Raw genomic sequence first — 20294 nt, 5'->3', positions numbered from 1 at the left:
CATGGCACTCTAACACGCGCGCGGGCGCTGTCGGCAGCGTGTTGCCGGCCCGCGCGGCAAGGGTTGCCGCCGCGATCGCGCCCCGTTGCGCGTCAGGTCCGGCCGAGCGCCGTGCCAAGCGCCTCGGACACCGCGGTCAGGTCCGGCGGCGCCACCCCCGCGGCGATCTTCAGCAGCGCGCCGCGCAGCATGTCGGATGCGCGGCGGTGCGCGTCGAGCCCGCCGCCGGCGAGCGGCACGCCGTGCGCGGCACGGCGCCACGCGAGCCCGATCGTATCGGCCAGCAGCGCCGCGTGACCGAGCCCGAGCGCGCATGCGGCCGTGCCGACCCGGTAGGCGGCCGCGGATGCGCGCCAGGCAGCCCCCGCATCGGCCGCCGCCGGATCGACGGCGAGGTCGGCCATCGACGCGTCGGCCGTCTGCAGGAAATCCTCATACGCGTGCGCGTTGACGGTCACGACACCGAGCATGCGGGTGGGGGCCGCCGCGACCGCATCACGCTCGGCCCGCGCGGCGTCGGCTTCCCACAGCGCCTCGGACGCGGGCGTGCCGGCGACGTGCCAGTCCACGGTCAGTCCATAGTCGTGCAGCACGTCGACGAGCGCGACGTCTTCCGCGGCCGCACCGAACAGCGCGAAATCGCGCCACAGCAGCGCGGCCGTCTCGCGCACGAGCGCCGGCGGCGCGCTGCGCCTGCCCTGCGCGTGCTCGCCGAGCAGCAGGTTGGTCCGCGCGAGAAAACGTTTCAGTTCGGGCGCGGCGCTGGCGCGCAGCGCGCGCAGGCACGCGGCGGCGAGCCGCCAGAAGTCGTACGGCGCGTCGTCGGCCAGCGCGGTCAGGGTCGTATCGAGTTCGTCGAGCGCCCCGTCCGGCGTGCCGTGCGGCGCGCGCAGCACGCCGAGCAGCGCCTGCTCGTAACGGGCCCGCGCCCGGCTCGCGAATGCGTCGGGCAGCGCGCGCAGCGTCGCCGGTGGCATTGCGCGCCCGACGAGCGCCAGCACGTCGAGCGGCACGCTCGCGTGCAGGTCGGCCGCGCTTTGCGCGCGCAGCGCACGGAAATGGTCGAACAGGAGGGGCGAACAGGCCAGCTCGCGCAGATTGTGACGCTCGACCGCCGCGCGGAAATCGCGCAGCGCGAGGCGCCAGACGGCGGAAGCCGGTTCGGCGGCGGCAAACGGCGCCGCGGCGGCCAGTTGCCCGGCGAATCGGGCGGCCGGCAGCCAGCCGGCCTCCGCCAGCACGGCGGCGGCGGCCGACAGCGGCGCGGCCGCGTCGTCGTGACGCTCGAATGCGTCGGCGGCCGCCGCGAGCCACGCGTCGGCCGCGGGCACAGCCCCGCCGCGCGGGTTGGGCAGTGCGTCAGGGTGGGGAACGTTCGCCGGATCGGACGTCATGGACACGCGCGCCTGTCATCGTCAAGCCGCTCGCGCCGGCCGCGGCGCGCAAGCGCCGGGCAACCGCGAGGCCGGAGCGGTGTGTCCGTGGGCCAAGGGTCCGGTCAGATCTGGACCATCTCGAAGTCTTCCTTGCGCGCGCCGCATTCGGGGCACGTCCAGTTGATCGGGACGTCTTCCCAGCGCGTGCCCGGGGCGATGCCCTCTTCGGGCAGCCCGGCTTCTTCGTCATAAATCCAGCCACAAATCAGGCACATCCAGCTCTTGTATTCCATCTTAAGCCGCGTCGGGGAAAAGTCGGTAAATTCGGGAGCCATGATGGTACCGTGTCGGGGCCGGACTGCCTAGCAATCGCAATGGAGTACGGCAACTACGTTGCGCTGCGCTAAAAATTCCGTCGTGCGGGCCGGATTCCGCCGCATAATGGCTGGAAAGTGCGGCCTGCCGGGCAACACAGGGCCAACACGCCCACTTCGCCTCGCCGTCCGCAGCTCCGTCGCTTCCCCGTTTTTTTCTTGCCCCATTTTTACATGTCCAGCAACGCCCCTCCGATCGTCCTCACCTTCGGCCTGTCCGATCCCACCGGCGGCTCCGGCCTCCAAGCCGATCTGATGACCCTGGCGAGCATGGGCTGTCACGGCGTGTCCGTCCTGACGGGCTATACCGTGCGCGACTCCGCCGCCTGCGACGAAGTGACCGGTCTCGATCCCGATGTCGTCGCCGCCCAGGCCCGCATGCTGCTCGAGGACATGCCGGTTGCCGCATTCAAGATCGGTGCGGCGACGCGCGCGGAAGTCGTGAGCGCGATCGCCGAAGTGGTCGCCGACTACGACGGCGTGCCGCTCGTGCTCGCACCGGACTTCACGCTCGACGACGAGCACGTGCTCGCCGCCGACGACCTGCGCGAATCGATCGCCGACCTGCTCGCGCCGCAGACGACGCTGCTGGTCGCCGACCACGCGACGCTGATCGCGCTCGCGCAGCCGGACGGCGATGCCGAGGCGCCGAATCTCGACGCGGCCGTGTCGCACCTGCTGTCGCAGGGCTGCGAGTACATCCTGTCGTCGGAGACGGGCTCGCACCGGCTCGTCAATACGCTGTACGGCGAGGAAGGCCAGCTTCGCGAAGACATGTGGGATCGCTCACCGCATCGGCTGATGGGCATCACCGACACGCTCGGCGCGGCGATCGCGGCACTGCTCGCGAACGGCCAGGAACCGCCCGAAGCGGTGCGCGAAGCGCAGGAATACCTGTACCAGGCCGTCCGCGACGCGTTCCGGCCCGGCATGGGCGCGTACCTGCCCGACCGGTTCTTCTGGGCCCGCAGCAACGATGATGCGGACACGCCGCCGGCCGTGAAGGCCGATCCGGTGCCGAGGACGTCGCACCGCCATTGAGTTGCCTGGGGCGGCCGGAGTTTGAGCGATCAAACTCCGGCCGCCTTTCATGTCGTCTCAGCAATACACATCCCGCATCGGCAAATCGACGCTGATGCACGCAGTAGATCGACAACAACCACCTGCTCGGCGCAACCCCCTCCCAACGTTCGATTTCCCGCCCTGCGCAGCCCAAGATCCGATCCGTCGACCCGCGCGATCCCGCCCATTCAGTTATCGCAACCGAATCCGCGTTCGCGCCTGCCCTACTCATATCGATTCTCGGCTGACCGATGGCGTGGCGTCGTACTTTTCAACGCACAATCGCGCCGAAAATCGAACCGGTCCAATAGATTGGCCGCCAAGCGCAATGCTAGGGTTCAGTTCATTCAATATGACCGATGAAAAGGAGCATGCGATGGCGCAGGACATTTTCCTGAAACTAACCGGCATCAGAGGTGAATCTCGAGATGCAGCTCATCCTGACGAAATCGAGGTATTGGCGTGGGATTGGTCCGCCGACCAGACATCTACCACGCGCTCAGGGACAGGCAGCATTGGAGGCAAGTGCACGGCCAACGATCTGACTATCGAGCACTATGTCGATCGCGCATCGCCAATCCTCATGCTGCATTGCCTGAAAGGGAATCATATTGAGAACGCCATTCTGGTCGCGCGCAAGACCGGCCGCATGCCGCTCGAGTACCTGAAGATCACGCTGGATGACGTACTGATCACGCGAATCAATTCAGTCGCCAATTTCAACATGGCGCGGCCACGAGAGGAAGTCCAACTCTCATTCGCCCGCATTCGGCAGGAGTATGTTGTTCAGAACGCCCGAGGCGGGAGCAGCGGAACGGTCGCGGCAGAATACGACATCAGAACCGGCAAAGCGACCTGAGAACCGGAGACAGTCATGCTTTTCATTTCAAAGCAGGGCCATGTCGATGCCGAACGCGTGATCGTCAAAATATATTCATCCATCGAACGAGGGCCGATGGAACACGTGAACGAAATCGTCGTCCATCAAACCGGAGGCGCCACTGTCTCGAGCACTTTCAATAGCTATAGCAACACCGCGCACGTACCGAACGGTGCCCACTTCCTGATCGACAAGGATGGCACGATCTATCAGACCGCCTCCCTGAACAGAATCACCAATCACGTCGGCAAATTGCAGTCACGTTGCATCACCACACTCAAATGCCCGACTGCGGACCTCCGGGCGGCTAGGCGTGCGTATCAGACCGGTCCCGCTGAATCTCATCGCCACGAATCCCGGAAAGCATTTCGGATCGCTATCCGTCCAACTCGGACGCAATCGGAATCGAGCTTGTCGGCATGTACTACCCCGACGAGAAAACTGCGGAACTGGTCTACGAAAACGTCACTGCCGAACAGAATGCATCGCTCAAATGGCTGGTTCGCGAATTGTCGGAGACGCTGAACGTCGAGATGAGTGAGGTATATCGGCATCCGGAAGTCGGGCGCAAGAACGCAACCGAGGCTAGCACGGCACGCTGGGAGTAACGTCATGAATCTAGCCAGATGTGCCGCCGCAGTTGCGTTGTGCGTCCCGATCACCATCTGCAAGGCCAGAGGGGTAAGTGCCGTGACAGTCGAGCAATCCGGCCAGACGTCGAACCCGGACGATCCGCTCACAAAGGAGGCGTGCAGGAACTTCACACCAACCGTCGATCAACTGAAGCGATTCTTTTCGCGAGCAGCGCCGATTGACGGCAAGTTTGTGGTCCACGATTACTACTCGCCCTGCCATTCGAGCGGCACCGTTTCGTTCCCGGACGGTAGTTCGGGGACGTGGCGCGTCTACTCCGGCGGCACCGCGTCACTAACGTGGGCCTCCAGCGGTGACACGGCCTATCTCTACAATGGCCGTCACAACGGCTGGCATGATCCGTTTGCGTGTAGCTATGGCCTTCACGACAACGATGACGACGCTTCGTGCTACCTGCCGGGCTTCTAATCCCGATCACCCCGGAGCACCAATAAAAAAAGACCCGCATCGCTGCGGGTCTTTTCTTTTGGCTGGAACGCGCATCGCTGCGCGTTCCGGACACCATCGACCGAAGTCGATTACATGTCCATGCCCATGCCGCCCATGCCGCCCGGCATGCCGCCCGGCATCGGTGCGTCTTCCTTCGGCAGTTCTGCGACAGCTGCGTCCGTCGTCAGCAGCAGGCCTGCAACCGAAGCTGCGTTCTGCAGTGCGGTGCGCGTGACCTTGGTCGGGTCGACGACGCCGGCTTCAACCATGTCGACGTACTCGCCCGTTGCTGCGTTGTAGCCGTAGTTGCCCGTGCCTGCAGCCACTGCCGCCACGACGACGCTCGCCTCTTCGCCACCGTTCGTGACGATCTGGCGCAGCGGCTCTTCCATTGCGCGCAGCACGATCTTGATGCCGGCGTTCTGGTCGGCGTTCGCGCCGGTCAGGCCTGCGATCGCGGTGCGAGCGCGGATCAGCGCAACGCCGCCGCCTGCCACGATGCCTTCTTCCACAGCTGCGCGCGTCGCGTGCAGTGCGTCTTCGACACGTGCCTTCTTTTCCTTCATTTCGACTTCGGTCGCAGCACCGACCTTGATCACTGCCACGCCGCCGGCCAGCTTGGCCACGCGCTCTTGCAGCTTTTCACGGTCGTAGTCCGACGTCGCTTCTTCGATTTGCGTGCGAACTTGCTTCACGCGCGCTTCGATGTTCACGGCTTCGCCTGCGCCGTCGATGATCGTCGTGTTTTCCTTGCCCACTTCGATGCGCTTCGCCTGGCCCAGTTCTGCCAGCGTTGCCTTCTCGAGCGTCAGGCCGGTTTCTTCCGCGACGACTTGACCGCCGGTCAGGATCGCGATGTCTTCCAGCATGGCCTTGCGGCGATCGCCGAAGCCCGGCGCCTTGACCGCAACGGTCTTCAGGATGCCGCGGATGTTGTTGACGACCAGCGTTGCGAGCGCTTCGCCTTCGACGTCTTCAGCGATGATCAGCAGCGGACGGCCAGCCTTCGCGACTTGCTCGAGCACCGGCAGCAGATCACGGATGTTCGACACCTTCTTGTCGTGCAGCAGCACGAACGGGTTGTCGAGGACGGCGACTTGCTTGTCCGGGTTGTTGATGAAGTACGGCGACAGGTAGCCGCGGTCGAACTGCATGCCTTCGACGACGTCGAGCTCGTCGGCGAGCGACTTGCCGTCTTCGACGGTGATCACGCCTTCCTTGCCGACCTTGTCCATCGCTTCAGCGATGCGATCGCCGATCGACGTGTCGCTGTTCGCCGAGATCGAGCCGACCTGTGCGATTTCCTTGTTCGTCGTGCACGGCTTGCTGATCTTCTTCAGCTCTTCGACAGCCGCTGCGACTGCCTTGTCGATGCCGCGCTTCAGGTCCATCGGGTTCATGCCCGATGCGACGTACTTCATGCCTTCGCGAACGATCGATTGCGCGAGGACGGTTGCCGTCGTCGTGCCGTCGCCTGCGTTGTCGCTGGTCTTGGAAGCTACTTCCTTGACCATTTGCGCGCCCATGTTCTGGAGCTTGTCCTTCAGCTCGATTTCCTTCGCGACCGACACACCGTCCTTGGTGACCGTCGGGCCGCCGAAGCTGCGCTCGAGCACGACGTTGCGGCCCTTCGGACCCAGCGTGACCTTGACTGCGTTGGCGAGAATGTTCACGCCTTCGACCATCTTCGAACGGGCGGAATCGCCGAATACGACGTCTTTAGCTGCCATCTTCTAACTCCTTGAATTCTTGGGAATATGTACCGTCAGTGGACGCTTACTTCGCGTTGACCACGGCCATGATGTCTTCTTCGCGCATGACCAGCAGCTCCTGGCCGTCGACCTTGACGGTCTGGCCAGCGTACTTGCCGAACAGCACGCGATCGCCGACCTTCACGTCGAGCGCGATCGGCGCGCCCTTGTCGTCGCGCTTGCCCGGGCCGACCGCGAGGATCTCGCCTTGATCCGGCTTCTCAGCGGCAGCTTCGGGGATCACGATGCCCGAGGCGGTCTTGGTTTCCTGATCCAGGCGCTTGACGATCACGCGATCGTGCAAAGGACGAAGGTTCATATTCACTCCTCTCTTGACTGAGATTGAAGAACGCTTAGGGAATCTGCCCGGCGGGTCGCCCGGCAGAGAATTGTTAGCACTCTCGTGCAGCGAGTGCTAATTATATGGACGGGTTTTGACAAATTCAAGAAGGGGAGCCAGAGGTTTTTTCGCGCGGGACGAGGCGGCGGGAAAACGGGGAGGAAAGATGAAAAACCCTTTAAAAACAATCAAATAGACATCAACCCAGCGCTCCGGCTGCGGGCACGATGCGGGAAATCCCGACCATCGCATCGGTTTGACCCGGGGTAAGCACCGAGTTCCGCGGACGTCCGGCATCGGGTGAAAAAGCCTGCTTGCGCGCCGCCAGGGGCGCAAAAGCCCGGCGCCGGATCGTCACATGTCGGGGCAGCCCGCGACCGGCTGGAACGTCCGGCCGTCGGTCTCGACCGTCGCGCCGAGCAGACGCGCGAGACCTTTCGCGCCTTCGCGCATCACGACGTCGTGATTCCAGACGAACAGCGGGCGCGCGACCGGCGCCAGCCAGTTCATCCAGCGCTCGCGCGTACGGATGTGCCAGTCGTAGCGCACGACGGTGCGCGTGCCGTCGCCGGCGAAGGACCAGCAGCCGTCGCCTTCGATCGCGCCGCTCGCGCGGCCTTCGAGCACATGCGGCCGCTCGACGCGCAGCACGCGCATGTCGAAGGTCAGCCGGTACGGCAACGCGCCTTTCCACGTGTATCGCTGCAGTGCGCCGACGCCGCGCGCATCGCCGCGCTCGATCTCGACGGTCCGCACGGCCGCCTTCCACCAGTCGGGCCAGCGGTCGACCTGGTAGATCGCGTCCCACACCGCCGCGAGCGGCGCGTCCACGCGCCACGTCGTCGAAAACCGGTATTCCGCCATGCAGCCTCCGGCACGAGTCGGGATCAGGGATCAGGGTGCGAAAAAGCGGGCGGGAAACGCGACGTCGATTTCGACGTCGTCGAGCGTCACCGTTTCGAGCGGCGCACCGTCGTCGTCCCCGAAGCTGACGACCTTCAGCGGAAAGCCGTCCTGGGTGTCCAGCCACAGCCGGTAGCGATGCACGCCACCGACCACGTGCGCGGGCGCGCCCGTCACCGACACGCGCAGCGTGGCGCGGCCGCCGATGGTTTCCTCGCCTTCCGTCACCGTCGCGCCGCCCTGCTGCAGCGCATGCACGTTGCGCAGCAGCTCGCCGACGTCCGACCGGTCGACGCGATGGCCGCTGCGGTCGCGCAGGAGCGGATTGGACGGCGACAGCGTCAGCGCGGGCGGCGCATGCTCGCCGAACGGGCGCAGCCGGACCTTGCCGGCGCCGGGATCGTACGCGAGCACCGCGCCGTGATGCGGGGACACGAAGTCCATCCTGACGAAACCGGGTTTCAGGTATGCATAGTGGAATTCGGCGTGCTCGCCGCTTCGCGCCGACGAGCGGATCGTCGCGCGGTACGAGTGGACCTGGTCGAAATGCGTCTGCGCGACGGTCACGGGGTCGGCTGTCATGCTCGCTCCTATCAGGCTCGCGGCCAGCAACGCGGCGATCATGGCGCCGCCTCGACGTCGAGCACGCCCTCCATCCCGCGCTCGCGATGGCTGCGCAGGAACAGCAGCCGATGCGTGCAATAGTAGGCGAAGCGCCCGGGCGCCGTCGGCGTGAAGCGCAACGTGCGCGGCGTCGTGCCGAGTTCGGTGTGCACCGCGATGCCGGCCTGCGGCGCGTCGATCTTGAAACTGTGCGGCACGACACCCGGTTCGGCCGATACGGTCAATTCGACCGGCACGTGCGCGCGGACGATCACGTGGTTCGGACGAAAGAAATAGCTGCCGCCAACGATCGCCACCCGCTGCACGCCGTCGGCGTCGACCGGCACGCGCACCGGGGCATCGCCGTCCGCCCGCGTGAGCCCGGCGTTTGCCGCGAGCACCGCCACCACCATCGCCACCCTCGCCGTCTTCACGTTCATCTTCTGCTCCCTGTCGATGCCGCGCGCGTCACCCCTTCCATGCTTCGGTCGGGCCGCCGAGCGCGCCGCAGGCTTCGATCGCGAGCTCGCGCAGGCGTCGTTCGTCGCCTCGGCCGGACAGCGCATAACCCATGCCGCGATCCGACCAGAAATACGTATGGCGGCCGTCGGCCGACATCGCCTGGGGCGCGAGGCGCCGCGCATCGTAGGCCGTCATGTAGAGCGTCACGCGCTTGCCGTCCGCGCGCTGGTACATGAGTTGTGCCGCCGGTCCCGCGTCGCCCGGCAGCAGCCGGCCGCCCAGCAATGCATAGCCATATTCGTCGAGCGACGGCGCGCGCACCGGCCGCCCGAGACGCGCGGACAGCCACGCGGCAAGGCGCGCCGGATCGCGTGCGTCGACCTCGACCGGGTGGTCCCGATCGGCGGCGTACACGGAGTACGCGACATCCGCGCGCGCGGCGAATGCCGGCTCGGCGCCGAACATCGTCCAGCCCGCGTGCAGCGCGATGCCGATCACCAGCCCGGCCGCCAGCCCCGCGAACGCATACGCAAGGCCACGCCAGCGTGGCGCGCGCCGCTGCACGAACAGCGCGGGTGCGGCAGCCGGCAGCGGGAACAGCGCGTGCAACGCATCGCGCTGCGCGCCGTAATGCGCGAACCGGTCGGCTTCATCCGGATCGGACCGCAGCCGCTCGAGCACCTCGCGGCGCTCCTGCCCGGACAGCTCGCCGTCCAGCAGCGCCGACAGCAGCTGGGCCGACACGGCATCGTCCCGATCGTTCGAAGGTTTGCGCGGATCGTCGTCGTCCATCATGTCTTCCCGATCACCCGTAACGTGGCCGCACTGTGCGCCGGCGGCTCGCCGGACAGCAGCGCACGCATCTGTTCACGCGCCCGCGACAGCCGCGACATCACCGTCCCCACCGGCACGCCGAGCACCTGTGCGGCGTCGCGGTAGCTCAACTCCTCGAGCGCAACCAGCAGCAGCACCTCGCGCTGCTCGACCGGCAGCCGGTACAGCGCACGCTGCACGTCGCGCAGCAGCAGGCCGCCGATCTCGTCACTCGGCGCGGCCATCGTCTGCCATGGCGCGGTCGCATCGTCGACCGCGATCTCGCGCCGCGCGCGCAACTGGTCGATGAAGCGGTGGCGCAACAGCGTCAGCAGCCACGCGCGCAGGTTGCTGCCGTCGCGCGGCGGCCGGTTCAGCGCGCGCTCGAGCGTGTCCTGCACGAGATCGTCCGCCCAGGCCCGGTCGCCCGTCAGCGCACGCGCATACCGCGTGAGATGCGGCAGCCACACCAGCAGGTCCGATTCGTAGCTCATCCGGGTGCCCTGCGCGTCGCCGCGCCGTCAGTCCGTCGGTCCGTCAGTTCTCAGGGGCGCGCGACGTGCCACATGCCGCCAATCCCGTCGCCGCCCGCGTCCCCGGCCTTGCGGTCCATCTTCCAGCGATACAGCGGACGGCCGTGGTACGCCCATTGCTTCTTGCCGTCGTCGCGCGTGACGAGGCTCAGTGCACCCGACGCCTTGTCGTATCCGTCGGCGAGCGCCGGCGGCCAGTTGGCCGCGCAGGTGCCGGTGCACGTACTCTTGCCCGGCGCGTCGTGATCGAACACGTACAGCGTCATGTGATCTTCGTCGACCAGTTTCCCGTCACCGGCTTGCGGCGGCTCGGCGGCCGCGGGCCGCGCGATCGCGGCGGTCAGCGCGATGGCGAACAGCATCGTCTTCATTCCCGTTCTCCTTGGCATGGCATCACGGCACGGCGCCGCCGGACGGGACGTCGACTTCGTCATGGCCATTATCCCGCTGTCCGGCTGCGCCGCGACTCGGTATGTAAACGGACGGATCCGGCCGGTTATTCCATTCCGCCCCGCAATTCAGCGTCATTCCTCCTATGAAATACATCAGGAACCCAAAGAAAACGCGGCATGACAGTACTGTCATGCCGCGTCGTGCGACCCGTTGCGCGCGGCAGGCGATGGACCGCCGCCGCGCGTTCCGGCCGGTTACTTCGGCAATGCGCCCGTCACCGCCTGCAGCAGCGTCGACACCGGTGCGAGCGGGTTGTTCGCCGAGGTGTTGCCCGAGTGCGGCGTGACCGACAGGCTCGGCGTGGAACCCAGCGCCGTGCCCAGCGTCGTGCCGACCGCATTGACGACCGTCGCCGTCGCGTTGCCGCCCGTCGACAGCAGCGAACCGGCTGCGCCCGCCGCGCTGCCCGCCGCGCTCGCGCCCGAGCCGAGCAGGCTGCCGCCCGCTGCAGCCGTCGAACCGGCCGCGCCCGACAACGCGCCGGCCGCCTGCCCAAGGGCCGCCGGACCGTTCGCGAGGGCACCCGTCACCGAACCGAGCGCACCGCTCAACGCGCCGGCCGGGTTGCTGCCGCCGGTCAGACCGCTGACGAGGTTCGTGATCGGCGCGATCGGGCTTGCGCCCGACAGCGTGCCGACGACCTGGTTCACGACACCCTGCACCGGCGCCAGCGGGTTCGTGCCGCCGAGGTTGCCCAGCGCGCCCGTCACCGAGCTGACCGCGTTGCTCAGTGCGCCGGCCGGGTTGCTGCCGCCGAGCGTGCCGACGACCTGGTTCACGACGCCTTGCACCGGCGCCAGCGGGTTCGAGCCGCCGAGATTACCGAGTGCGCCCGTGACCGAACTGACCGCGTTGCTCAAAGCGCCGGCCGGGTTGCTGCCGCCGAGCGTGCCGACGACCTGGTTCACGACGCCCTGTACCGGCGCCAGCGGGTTCGTGCCGCCGAAGCTGCCGAGCGCCCCCGTCACCGAGTTCACCGCGTTCGTCAGCGCACCGGCCGGGTTGCCGTTGCCGAGCGTGCCGGCGAGTTGCGTGACGGCGCCTTGCACCGGTGCCAGCGGGCTCGACGCGCCGCCGATGCTGCCGAGCGTGCCCGTGATCGTATTGACCGCATTGCTCAGCGCACCGGCCGGATTGCCGCCGCCCAGCGTGCCCGTGACCTGGTCGACGACGTGCTGGATCGGCGTCAGCGGGTTCGCGCCGCCGCCGACGTTGCCCAGTGCGCCTGTGACCGTGCCGAGTGCGCCAGTCACCGCGCTGCCCGGGTTGCCGCCGCCAAGCGCACCCGTTACTTGATTCGCCACACCCTGAACCGGCGCAAGCGGATTCGCACCGCTGCCGAGGGTGCCCAGTGCGCCTGTGACCGTGCCGAGGGCACCAGTCAATGCACCTGCCGGGTTGCCGCCACCGAGCGCCCCCGTCACTTGATTGACGACACCTTGCACCGGCGCGAGCGGCGTCACGGCGCCGCTACCGCCGCCGACCGCGCCTTGCAGCGCGTTCACCGCACCCGATAACGCCTGCGCCGGATTGCCCAGCGACGTCTGAATCCCGCCCGCCCCGCCCGCCGCCACGGTGACCGAACCCAGCGGCGACGTACCGGTCGCGGCCAGCCCGATCGATACGCCATTCGTCGACGGATTCACGATCACTTGCGGAATCGGCAGCGCATCGAGCGTCCCCCCCATTGCCGAACCCGAAGCCAGTACCCCGAACACCGTCGCGACCGACAGCGCCACACCCGTCAATTTAAGATTTTTTCCCATCCTTACCCCATCTCGGTTGGCACTACGTTGATAAAGCATGGGGACGGAGTGCACGAAGCGTGCCACCCCGATAAAACGGAATGATTCGTTGGCCTATTGCAGGCCAATAACGGTCTTATATGGATTTCCGGGCAAATAAATGGAGCGCGCAGCCCAAATCATCTGACGATAAAAGCGTCTGCAGCACGGATGTAACGTAACGTTTGCGAGGCCCGAAGTAACGTGTTCCGGTACATTCCAGGTCACATCGGAACGCCCGTTGCGAAGCGTCGCCGGATTGCCCGGACGGGCCGCCTGCTTCGCATTTTCATTTTCATGAAAATGTGTTAATAAATCGCTCGTTTTTCTGATTTTCTTATTTCGCGATTTCTTTCCGACCTATTACGCAGATCATTTCCAGGCGCATGATTTTTGATTATGCGGAAAGCCGAATGAAAAATTGTGACGGCCGCACGTGCGGCGGCCGTCATGTCGCAACGGGCTCAGCCGAAGCGCGCGGGTCGGTACGGATGAGGATCGATGTAGGTCGGCGCGCCCGTCATCATCTCGGCGAGCAGACGCCCGGTCGCGGGGCCGAGCGTGAGTCCGTGGTGGCAGTGGCCGAACGCGAACCACAGATGACGATGACGCGGCGCAGGCCCGATCACCGGCCGCATGTCGGGCGTGCACGGCCGCATCCCGAGCCACGGCGCCGGATCGAGGCGCTCGCCGATGCCGAACGCGTCCCGCGCCAGCGGCTCGGCACGCGCGAGCTGCACGCCGGTCGGCGGCGCGCCGCGCAACGCGATCTCGACACCCGTCGTGAGCCGCAGGCGGCCGCCCTCCATCGGCGCGACGACGAAACCTTCCTCGGTATCGCATACGGGCACGTTCAGCGGCATGCGGGTCGGCCGGTAATGCATGTGATAGCCGCGCTTCGCGCGCAACGGAATCCGGTAGCCGAGCGGCGCGAATACGTGATCGGACCACGGCCCGAGCGCGACCACGGCCGACCGGGCCGCGATCGGCCCATGTACGGTATCGACCTGCCAGCCGTCGCGCACCTGCGCGAGCGTCGTCGCGTCGCCGCGCACGAACGTGCCGCCATCGCGTTCGAACAGCCGCGCATATGCCTTCGTGAGCCCCCCGGGGCTCGACACGGTCTTCGGGTCCTGCCAGTGGAATGCCCCGCAGAATGCGTCGCCGATGCCGGGCTCGCGTTCGCGCAACGCACGCGCGTCGAGCACGCTCATCCGCAATCCGTGCGCGGCGGCCACCCGCTGCTGCGCGCGCGTTTCCGCGTCGAACAGCGCGGGCGAACGGAACGCCTCGATCCACCCGCCGTCATGCACGAGCGGTTGCGCGTCGGTGCGTGCGAGCAGCGCGTCGTGCTCGACGACGCTCGCCGCGACCAGCGGCAGCATGTCACGCGCGGCGGCTGCGAGCCGCTGAGGCGACGATTCGCGCCAGAAGCGCGCGAGCCAGCCCGCATACGCGGGCAATGCCTTGTAATCCCAATAGAGATCGACCGAGCGGTTGCGCGCGTAGCGCAGCAGCGTGCCGAGCCGGCGCGGGAACGCGTACGGCACGACCGACGAGCGCTCGATCAGCCCCGCATTGCCGTGACTCGTTTCCTCGCCGGGCGGGCGCCGGTCGACGAGCGCGACGCGCAGCCCGCGATCCTGCAGATGCAGCGCCGACGACACGCCGACGATGCCGGCCCCCAGAACGATGACGTCGAAATCCATGCTTCCCCGTACTGCGTCGAGATTCGGTGCGACGCGCGCCGGCACCGCGGCCGGCGCGCGGCCAGGCTTACTTCGCGACGATGTCGCGCTTGAAGTACTTCTGCGACAGCGCGCTCAGCGTGCCGTCCTTCTTCAGCGCGTCGAGCGCGCCGACGATCTTCGCCTGCAGCGCCTTGTCGCCCTTGCGCATCCCGAAGCCCGTACCTTCGCCGAGGGTCGCGGGATCCTTCAACGGCTCGCCGACGATCTGGTAGTCGCGGCCGGCCGGCTTGTCGAGGAAACCGTCCTGCGCGGTCTGCGCTTCCTGCACGGCCGCGTCGAGACGACCCGCGACGAGATCGGCATAGATCTGGTCCTGATCCTGATACGACACGACATCCACGCCCGCGTTGGCCCAGTGCGCCTTCAGGAAATCCTCCTGCGACGAGCCCTGCAGCACGCCGACGTGCTTGCCGCGCAGGCCTGCAGCATCGGGCCGCAGCGGCGAACCGCGATGCGCCACCATCACGATCGGCACCACGTAGATCGCCGGCGTGAAATCGATGCTCTGCTTGCGCTTCGCGGTGATGTTCATCGCCGAATTGATCGCGTCGAACTTGCGCGCCTGCAGCGCCGGGATCAGCCCGTCGAACGCATTCTCGACCCACACGCACTTCATGTTCAGCTTCGCGCAGACCGCGTTGCCGACGTCGACGTCGAAACCCTGCAGCTGGCCGGCCGGCGTCTTGCTCTCGAACGGCGGATAGGCGGCTTCGATCCCGAAGCGCAGCGTGGTCTGTTCCGCGTGGGCCGTGACGGCCGCGCACGCAAGCGCCGCGACGGCGCAGAGGGAAAGCTTCCAGTTCATGGGATGTCCTTCGATTCCGGATTGAGGCGATGAAGACCGGTCGCGCGACGCCGTCGCCGTCGCCGTCGCCGGGCGTCGGGCGTCGGGCGTCGGGCGTCGGATCGGCATGCTATGCAGCCGGCCGCCGTGCGGCAGACACGCTGGTCTGCACGCAAAATATAGACTCTTAGTCTACTATAGACTATAGGGGATACGATAATCCCGGCGCGCACGTAGTCCATCGAACAGCCGTCGCCAACCTGAAACATCATTGATTTATCTATGTTTTTCCCACGACGCGCAATGCAATCCGGTCCTGAAAAGAAAAATTCACCAGACTTCTTTTGTCTATATTAGACTTTTAGTCCATCACAGACGCCGCCGGACGCCCTCTTTCGAGACTGTCCTGTCCGGCCCAGACCGGAGAAGTCCCATGACGCAACCCACCCCGACCCTGCCGCTGACCGTCGACGACGCCGCGGTGCGCGCGGCGCTGCCGTCGCTCGACGTGCTCGGCACGCTGCGCCGCATGTTCGGGTCGCTCGCGTCGGCCCGCGCGGTGCAGCCGCCGCAAACCCTCACGCTGTTCCCCGAGCAGGCCGGCGATTTCATCACATATCTCGGCGCGCTCGCCGACGATCAGGTGTTCGGCGCGAAGCTGTCGCCGTACGTCGTGACGGGCGGCAAACCCATCGTCACCGCATGGACCGCGCTGATGTCGATGCGCACCGGCCAGCCGCTGATGTGGTGCGACGCGGGGCAGCTGACGGTCGAGCGAACGGCCGGCACGACGGCGCTCGCGGTCGACTGCCTCGCGCCGCGCGACGCGCGCCGGCTCGCCGTGATCGGCACGGGCGCGGTCGGCCTCGCGCATCTGCGCCACACGGCGGCACTGCGCGACTGGGCATCGATCAGCGTCCATTCGCCCGCGCTGGCCGGCGACCCATCGCTGCAAGCGACGCTCGCGCGGATCGATCCGCGCGCGCGCCCGGCCGCCAGCATCGAGGCGTGCGTGCGCGACGCGGACGTCGTGATGCTGTGCACGTCGTCGGGCACGCCGGTGCTCGCCGACGGCATGCTAACGCGCCCCGCTCTCGTCACGTCGATCAGCACCAACGTCGCGCGCGCACACGAGATCCCGCCCGCATGGTTGCCCGACATGGACGTGTACTGCGACTACCGCGACACGACGCCCGCGAGCGCGGGCGAAATGCAGATCGCGGCGGACGGGCACGGCTGGACGCCCGAGCGGATCGTCGGCGACCTGCCCGCGCTCGTCGCCGGCACCTGCGCGGCGCCGTCGCGCACGCGTCACGCGTTCTTCCGCTCGATCGGCCTCGGGCTCGAGGACATCGCGATCGCACACGCGCTGTACACGCATCTGACGCGCGCATGAGCAGCACGCGCTCGCGGGACCGATACAATGGCGCAACCGCCGCGGCGGCGGCGCGCGGGCGCACGGACGAGCCGGTCGACGGCACGCCGGCGCGCCGCGCCGACGCACCGTCCGGCCTCCGCTCACCCGAGATGGCGATTCCGATGCGCAAGAAGCAATCCCCCGTCAAAGACCTGCTGCTCACCCGCTACGCACCGATCGCCGATGGCATCGCGGCGCTGTTCTTCCCGTATGCGGAAGTCGTGATCCACGACCTGCACGACCAGACCGTGCTGTATCTCGCGAACAACCTGTCGAAGCGCGAGGTCGGCGACGACTCGGCGCTCGAGGAAATCGATCATTCGGCGCGCGAGCGCGTGATCGGCCCGTACGAGAAGCTGAACTGGGACGGCCGGCGGATGCGTTGCGTGAGCAACGTGCTGTTCGACGACGAAGGCCACCCGGCCGGAATGATGTGCATCAACTTCAATATCGCGGTGTTCGACGATGTGCGCGCGACGCTCGACGTGTTCATCAAGGGTGCGGGCATCGTCGCGCAACCCGATGAACTGTTCCGCGACGACTGGCAGGAACGCATCAACACGTTCCTGCACGGCTGGCTGCGCGACCGGCAGGTCGGCTTGAACGGCCTCACGCGCGAGCACCGGCGCGAACTCGTCGAGGCGCTGTACGCGGAAGGCGCGTTCCGCGGCAAGAGCGCCGCGAACTACGTCGCGAACGTGCTCGGGATGGGGCGCGCGACCGTCTACAAGCACCTGAAGCATCTGAAGGAAACGCAGGGCGACGCGTAAGCGGCAAGCGCCGCGGGCTGGGGCGCCAAACCTGCTGCCGTCGGCATCGCCACCGGCAATCGCTCCGGTACTCACCATCCGTGTCCACGCCTCGTGATACGTCGGGGCCGGCCCGTTCCGCCCGGGCAAGGGCACGACGAAGCGTCAAAGCAAAAAATGATATAGTCCCGGTTACATTTATTTGCCGCCCCGGACCGCCGATGACGACCACCCCTGCCCCGACTGCCCGCCCGACCCTGATCGTCGAAATCTGGTCCGACCTGATCTGCCCGTGGTGCTGGATCGGCAAGCGCCGCTTCGACGAGGCGCTCGCCGCGTTCGCACACGCCGAGCACGTCGACGTCGCGCTGCGCGCGTATCGGTTGATGCCGGGCCAGCCGGTCGAACCGGTCGAGGCGATGCTCGCGGGCAAGTACCGGATGTCGCCCGCGCAGGTCGACCAGATGCTGCGTCAGGTGACCGATGCGGCCGCGAGCGTCGGGCTCGGCTACGACCTGCCCGGCACGTTCGTCGGCGACACGCTCGACGGTCATCGGCTCGTGAAGCTCGCGGAAGCGACCGGCCGCGCGCACGCACTGACCGAGCGGCTGTACCGCGCATATTTCTGCGAGCACGGTTCGCTGTTCGACCACGCGGCGCTGATCGACTTCGCGGTCGAAGCGGGGCTCGAGCGCTCGGCCGTCGAAGCCGTGCTGCGCAGCGACGCCTACCGTGACGAAGTCGAGGCCGACATCGCGCGCGCCGCGCAGATCGGCGGACGCGGCGTGCCGCTGTTCGTGTTCGGCGGCCGCTACGCGGTGTCGGGCGCACAACCGGCCGACGTGTTCGCGCAGGCGCTCGAGCAGGCCTGGCGCGATGGCGCGCCCGAAGCCGTCAGCAGCGACGCGGCTGCCTGCGGCCCCGACGGTTGCGCACTCCCGCCGACCGCCTGACGGACCGCCCCCGCCGGACAGCAGCCAGGCGTGCCGCCCCGCGCCCATTCGGCCCCCGTCTCACCGCAGGCCGATGGACGGATCAGCCCGGATGGCGCTCGCGCAGTTCGCCGAACGTCGCGATGCGACCGGCCAGTGCACTGGCCGCAACGGTATACGGACTGGCCAACCAGACGTCGCCCGGACCGGAACGACCGGGAAAGTTGCGGTTGATGGCGCTGATCGTCACGTCCTCCCGGGTCGCCGATTGACCGGGGCCGCAGTTGGCACAGGCACCGCACCCCGGCATCACGAGCGTGACACCCGCCTGTTCGAACGTCGACATATAGCCACGCTCGATGCAATACTCGCGCACGTCCATGGTGCCGAACTGCAGGTACAACCGCGTATCGGGTGCCACGTTCATGCCGCGTTCGATACCCCATCTCAGCACTTCGTGATAGAAGTCGAAATCGGTTCGTTTGCCGGCCGTGCATGAGCCACCGTACGCGACGCTCACGGCTACGTCGCGATTCAGCGCGCTCGCGGCAACACCGTTGCCGGGATCGCCCGGGCGGGCGAGCATCGGCTCGATCTCGCTCGCATCGATATGTATCACGTCGCGATAGCACGCATCCGGATCACTTCTCATCCAGGGCTCGAGCGCGAAATCCAGGCCGCGGTGTTCTTTCAGGAACGCGACCGTCCGGGCATCGGGTTCGACGATACCCGTGAATCCACCGAGCTCCGCGACCATATTGGTCAACGTCGCGCGCTCGTCGATCGGCAGTGCCCGTACGGCGCGGCCGCCGTACTCGAACACCAGACCAATCGCCCCGCCCGAGCGGATCGCCTCCATCTGCAGCAGGTACAACACGAGATCCTTCGCCGTCACGCCGGGACGCAACATGCCGTCGACTTCGATTCGCAGTGTCTCGGGGATCTTGCAGCGCACGTAGCCGGTAGTCCAGCTGTTCGCGATGTCGGTTGCTCCGGCGCCGAATGCAAGGCAACCGAGCGAGCCGGAGTGCGGCGTATGCGAATCGGTGCCCACGACGATCTGCCCCGGCAATGCGTATTGCTCGGCCATCATCGAATGGCAAATGCCCTCCGAACCGGGCAGGTCCGGCAAGGCGCCGTGCGCGCGCACCGGGTAGTCCCGCGCAAACTCGCCGTGCCCGTCGACCAGATTCGCGATTCCCGGCAGCAGGCCGTCACGCACGTGAGGAATGCTCTGGCGCGCAAGCGCGAGATGATCGTGAAACGCGATGATCCGGCCCGGATCATGCAATGGGGCCGGCTTGCCGAATGCCCGGTGCATCAGATGGGCGCACATGCCAGTGAAGTAGTCATGGCTGAAACGCCAGTCTGCCGCGACGAACACGCCGTCGCCACGCGCCGCGCCGCGCATCGCCGGATGCAGGTGGCGCGCGATGATCTTCTCGACGAGTGTGCGCGCGCCATGCTGCGCGCTCGCGTCGTCACACACATCGCGCGCTCGCGCGTCAGGCCAGTCGACGGTCTTGCTGTAGGCAAGCAGCCCGCCGCTGCGGATGATCTGCTGCGTGAGCGCATCGCGGCCCTGCAGGAACACGTCGATCGAGATCGACTCCCCGGCGAGCAGCCGATCCAGTACCGAAAAATCGGTCGTGGTGAGAATGCCGATGTTGTCGCAGTTTTGCTGATAGATGCGCTCGAAGCTCTCCGCGACGATCAGCCGGATGCCGGCCGACAACTCCGCGAGGGGCGCCGATTCGCGCGACGATCCCTTGCCGTAGCGTTTTCCCGCCACGGTCACCTCGAACCCGCCGTTTCGCACCGCATGGTTGCCGATCGGCATGCGCTCACCTGCCTTGAAGCCGACGTACGGAAACTCGCCGAGCCGCTCGTCGTAGGTCAGCATCACCGTAACCGGGGTGATCTCGTCGGTCGACACGTCGTCGCGCAACGCGCCGGCCTCCTGCCGCGTCAGCACGCGTCCGGCGAGCTGCGCGTCGATCAGCGCCGGATCGCGGGCCAGGTACAACACCTTGCCGGTCAGGCCAAATGCCTCTTTCATGACTGCTCCTTGCTTTCAATGGATCATCGGTGGCGCCGTCGGCCGCCGGTTACCTGATCGCGGCATGCGATCGTTCGGCCGGCCGTGCCGCCATTCACGCGCGAGCGGATCGGCATCGCGTCGGGCATCGGCGCCGGCATCCTCGTGTGAATAGCCGCCCACATCGACGCGGGCGCCCGCCGCAC

Annotated in this window: 21 protein-coding genes and 1 pseudogene; 8 read left to right on the top strand and 14 right to left on the bottom strand. The window is 67.0% G+C overall.

Translation table 11 applies throughout. From position 1 onward, the window contains the following. Positions 1-92 precede the first annotated feature (92 nt). Together DIE06_RS30640 and DIE06_RS30635 are read right to left on the bottom strand one after the other, a co-directional pair. Positions 93-1394, bottom strand: coding sequence for a hypothetical protein (locus DIE06_RS30640; RefSeq protein WP_124664627.1), 1302 nt, complete (start codon positions 1392-1394; stop codon positions 93-95). Positions 1395-1498: 104 nt separating this feature from the next. Beyond that, positions 1499-1669, bottom strand: a complete 171-nt coding sequence (locus DIE06_RS30635) for a rubredoxin (protein ID WP_004186709.1) — start codon at positions 1667-1669, stop codon at positions 1499-1501. A gap of 255 nt (positions 1670-1924) precedes the next feature. Between DIE06_RS30635 and DIE06_RS30630 the strand changes: the two genes are divergently transcribed. From DIE06_RS30630 to DIE06_RS30615, 5 genes and pseudogenes are all read left to right on the top strand, one after another. Continuing rightward, positions 1925-2791 carry a hydroxymethylpyrimidine/phosphomethylpyrimidine kinase gene (locus tag DIE06_RS30630; protein ID WP_124664626.1) on the top strand — a complete coding sequence of 289 codons (867 nt, stop codon included), beginning with the start codon at positions 1925-1927 and terminating at the stop codon, positions 2789-2791. A 397-nt stretch (positions 2792-3188) separates the two neighbouring features. After that, on the top strand, positions 3189-3671 hold the full coding sequence (locus DIE06_RS30625) for a type VI secretion system tube protein Hcp (protein ID WP_124664625.1): 483 nt from the start codon (positions 3189-3191) through the stop codon (positions 3669-3671). Positions 3672-3686: 15 nt separating this feature from the next. Beyond that, positions 3687-3887 (top strand): annotated as a pseudogene (locus DIE06_RS39465) (N-acetylmuramoyl-L-alanine amidase); the annotation flags it as partial. Between the two features lie 224 nt (positions 3888-4111). Then, positions 4112-4300, top strand: coding sequence for a hypothetical protein (locus tag DIE06_RS39185; RefSeq protein ID WP_260433819.1), 189 nt, complete (start codon positions 4112-4114; stop codon positions 4298-4300). 4 nt (positions 4301-4304) lie between these two features. Further along, positions 4305-4754: a hypothetical protein gene (locus tag DIE06_RS30615; RefSeq protein ID WP_124664624.1), complete on the top strand. Its 450-nt coding sequence runs from the start codon at positions 4305-4307 to the stop codon at positions 4752-4754. A 110-nt stretch (positions 4755-4864) separates the two neighbouring features. Here DIE06_RS30615 and groL read toward each other — a convergent pair whose 3' ends face one another. The 11 genes from groL to DIE06_RS30555 form a co-directional block, all read right to left on the bottom strand. Beyond that, positions 4865-6505, bottom strand: coding sequence for a chaperonin GroEL (gene groL, locus DIE06_RS30610; RefSeq protein ID WP_044846298.1), 1641 nt, complete (start codon positions 6503-6505; stop codon positions 4865-4867). Positions 6506-6551: 46 nt separating this feature from the next. Continuing rightward, positions 6552-6845 carry a co-chaperone GroES gene (locus tag DIE06_RS30605; protein WP_011544732.1) on the bottom strand — a complete coding sequence of 98 codons (294 nt, stop codon included), beginning with the start codon at positions 6843-6845 and terminating at the stop codon, positions 6552-6554. 375 nt (positions 6846-7220) lie between these two features. Further along, positions 7221-7730, bottom strand: a complete 510-nt coding sequence (locus tag DIE06_RS30600; RefSeq protein ID WP_124664623.1) for an SRPBCC family protein — start codon at positions 7728-7730, stop codon at positions 7221-7223. A gap of 30 nt (positions 7731-7760) precedes the next feature. Beyond that, a complete protein-coding gene (locus tag DIE06_RS30595; protein ID WP_124664622.1) occupies positions 7761-8393 on the bottom strand; it encodes a DUF1571 domain-containing protein in 633 nt (210 codons plus the stop codon). After that, on the bottom strand, positions 8390-8812 hold the full coding sequence (locus DIE06_RS30590) for a quinol oxidase (protein WP_124664621.1): 423 nt from the start codon (positions 8810-8812) through the stop codon (positions 8390-8392). The genes DIE06_RS30595 and DIE06_RS30590 overlap by 4 nt, the downstream gene beginning before the upstream one ends. A gap of 28 nt (positions 8813-8840) precedes the next feature. Further along, on the bottom strand, positions 8841-9626 hold the full coding sequence (locus DIE06_RS30585) for an anti-sigma factor family protein (protein ID WP_409364525.1): 786 nt from the start codon (positions 9624-9626) through the stop codon (positions 8841-8843). Further along, positions 9626-10141 carry a sigma-70 family RNA polymerase sigma factor gene (locus tag DIE06_RS30580; protein ID WP_124664619.1) on the bottom strand — a complete coding sequence of 172 codons (516 nt, stop codon included), beginning with the start codon at positions 10139-10141 and terminating at the stop codon, positions 9626-9628. Before DIE06_RS30580 ends, DIE06_RS30585 begins: the two co-directional genes overlap by 1 nt. A gap of 50 nt (positions 10142-10191) precedes the next feature. After that, positions 10192-10551, bottom strand: a complete 360-nt coding sequence (locus DIE06_RS30575; protein ID WP_059530421.1) for a hypothetical protein — start codon at positions 10549-10551, stop codon at positions 10192-10194. 276 nt (positions 10552-10827) lie between these two features. Continuing rightward, complete coding sequence (locus tag DIE06_RS30570) at positions 10828-12399, bottom strand: hypothetical protein (RefSeq protein WP_124664618.1); 1572 nt, start codon at positions 12397-12399, stop codon at positions 10828-10830. 482 nt (positions 12400-12881) lie between these two features. After that, positions 12882-14126, bottom strand: a complete 1245-nt coding sequence (locus DIE06_RS30560) for an FAD-binding oxidoreductase (RefSeq protein ID WP_124664617.1) — start codon at positions 14124-14126, stop codon at positions 12882-12884. A gap of 67 nt (positions 14127-14193) precedes the next feature. Then, a complete protein-coding gene (locus DIE06_RS30555; protein ID WP_124664616.1) occupies positions 14194-14973 on the bottom strand; it encodes an ABC transporter substrate-binding protein in 780 nt (259 codons plus the stop codon). 412 nt (positions 14974-15385) lie between these two features. On the opposite strand from DIE06_RS30555, the gene DIE06_RS30545 reads away from it, so the two are divergent. From DIE06_RS30545 to DIE06_RS30535, 3 genes are all read left to right on the top strand, one after another. Then, positions 15386-16348 (top strand): ornithine cyclodeaminase family protein, encoded by a 963-nt coding sequence (locus tag DIE06_RS30545; protein ID WP_124664614.1) that lies wholly within the window; start codon positions 15386-15388, stop codon positions 16346-16348. Then, the gene (locus DIE06_RS30540) at positions 16345-17139 is read left to right on the top strand and encodes a transcriptional regulator (RefSeq protein WP_124664613.1); all 795 of its coding nucleotides are present in this window, start codon (positions 16345-16347) and stop codon (positions 17137-17139) included. Before DIE06_RS30545 ends, DIE06_RS30540 begins: the two co-directional genes overlap by 4 nt. Before the next feature lie 200 nt (positions 17140-17339). Beyond that, on the top strand, positions 17340-18071 hold the full coding sequence (locus DIE06_RS30535) for a DsbA family oxidoreductase (RefSeq protein WP_124664612.1): 732 nt from the start codon (positions 17340-17342) through the stop codon (positions 18069-18071). 82 nt (positions 18072-18153) lie between these two features. Here the strand turns inward: DIE06_RS30535 and DIE06_RS30530 are convergent, their stop codons facing one another. After that, positions 18154-20109, bottom strand: coding sequence for an aconitase family protein (locus DIE06_RS30530; RefSeq protein WP_124664611.1), 1956 nt, complete (start codon positions 20107-20109; stop codon positions 18154-18156). Between the last annotated feature and the right edge of the window lie 185 nt (positions 20110-20294).

This window comes from Burkholderia sp. Bp8998 (genome assembly GCF_003854235.1).
Lineage (GTDB): Bacteria > Pseudomonadota > Gammaproteobacteria > Burkholderiales > Burkholderiaceae > Burkholderia.
Note: the sequence above shows the minus strand (reverse complement) of the source record. Positions and strands in the feature narration are given on the sequence as shown.

Excerpts from the sequence above, each read along its gene's own strand:
- DIE06_RS30640 (WP_124664627.1), bottom strand. The coding sequence starts at position 1,394 with ATGACGTCCGATCCGGCGAACGTTCCCCACCCTGACGCACTGCCCAAC.
- DIE06_RS30635 (WP_004186709.1), bottom strand. The coding sequence starts at position 1,669 with ATGGAATACAAGAGCTGGATGTGCCTGATTTGTGGCTGGATTTATGAC.
- DIE06_RS30630 (WP_124664626.1), top strand. The coding sequence starts at position 1,925 with ATGTCCAGCAACGCCCCTCCGATCGTCCTCACCTTCGGCCTGTCCGAT.
- DIE06_RS30625 (WP_124664625.1), top strand. The coding sequence starts at position 3,189 with ATGGCGCAGGACATTTTCCTGAAACTAACCGGCATCAGAGGTGAATCT.
- DIE06_RS39185 (WP_260433819.1), top strand. The coding sequence starts at position 4,112 with ATGTACTACCCCGACGAGAAAACTGCGGAACTGGTCTACGAAAACGTC.
- DIE06_RS30615 (WP_124664624.1), top strand. The coding sequence starts at position 4,305 with ATGAATCTAGCCAGATGTGCCGCCGCAGTTGCGTTGTGCGTCCCGATC.
- groL (WP_044846298.1), bottom strand. The coding sequence starts at position 6,505 with ATGGCAGCTAAAGACGTCGTATTCGGCGATTCCGCCCGTTCGAAGATG.
- DIE06_RS30605 (WP_011544732.1), bottom strand. The coding sequence starts at position 6,845 with ATGAACCTTCGTCCTTTGCACGATCGCGTGATCGTCAAGCGCCTGGAT.
- DIE06_RS30600 (WP_124664623.1), bottom strand. The coding sequence starts at position 7,730 with ATGGCGGAATACCGGTTTTCGACGACGTGGCGCGTGGACGCGCCGCTC.
- DIE06_RS30595 (WP_124664622.1), bottom strand. The coding sequence starts at position 8,393 with ATGATCGCCGCGTTGCTGGCCGCGAGCCTGATAGGAGCGAGCATGACA.
- DIE06_RS30590 (WP_124664621.1), bottom strand. The coding sequence starts at position 8,812 with ATGAACGTGAAGACGGCGAGGGTGGCGATGGTGGTGGCGGTGCTCGCG.
- DIE06_RS30585 (WP_409364525.1), bottom strand. The coding sequence starts at position 9,626 with ATGGACGACGACGATCCGCGCAAACCTTCGAACGATCGGGACGATGCC.
- DIE06_RS30580 (WP_124664619.1), bottom strand. The coding sequence starts at position 10,141 with ATGAGCTACGAATCGGACCTGCTGGTGTGGCTGCCGCATCTCACGCGG.
- DIE06_RS30575 (WP_059530421.1), bottom strand. The coding sequence starts at position 10,551 with ATGAAGACGATGCTGTTCGCCATCGCGCTGACCGCCGCGATCGCGCGG.
- DIE06_RS30570 (WP_124664618.1), bottom strand. The coding sequence starts at position 12,399 with ATGGGAAAAAATCTTAAATTGACGGGTGTGGCGCTGTCGGTCGCGACG.
- DIE06_RS30560 (WP_124664617.1), bottom strand. The coding sequence starts at position 14,126 with ATGGATTTCGACGTCATCGTTCTGGGGGCCGGCATCGTCGGCGTGTCG.
- DIE06_RS30555 (WP_124664616.1), bottom strand. The coding sequence starts at position 14,973 with ATGAACTGGAAGCTTTCCCTCTGCGCCGTCGCGGCGCTTGCGTGCGCG.
- DIE06_RS30545 (WP_124664614.1), top strand. The coding sequence starts at position 15,386 with ATGACGCAACCCACCCCGACCCTGCCGCTGACCGTCGACGACGCCGCG.
- DIE06_RS30540 (WP_124664613.1), top strand. The coding sequence starts at position 16,345 with ATGAGCAGCACGCGCTCGCGGGACCGATACAATGGCGCAACCGCCGCG.
- DIE06_RS30535 (WP_124664612.1), top strand. The coding sequence starts at position 17,340 with ATGACGACCACCCCTGCCCCGACTGCCCGCCCGACCCTGATCGTCGAA.
- DIE06_RS30530 (WP_124664611.1), bottom strand. The coding sequence starts at position 20,109 with ATGAAAGAGGCATTTGGCCTGACCGGCAAGGTGTTGTACCTGGCCCGC.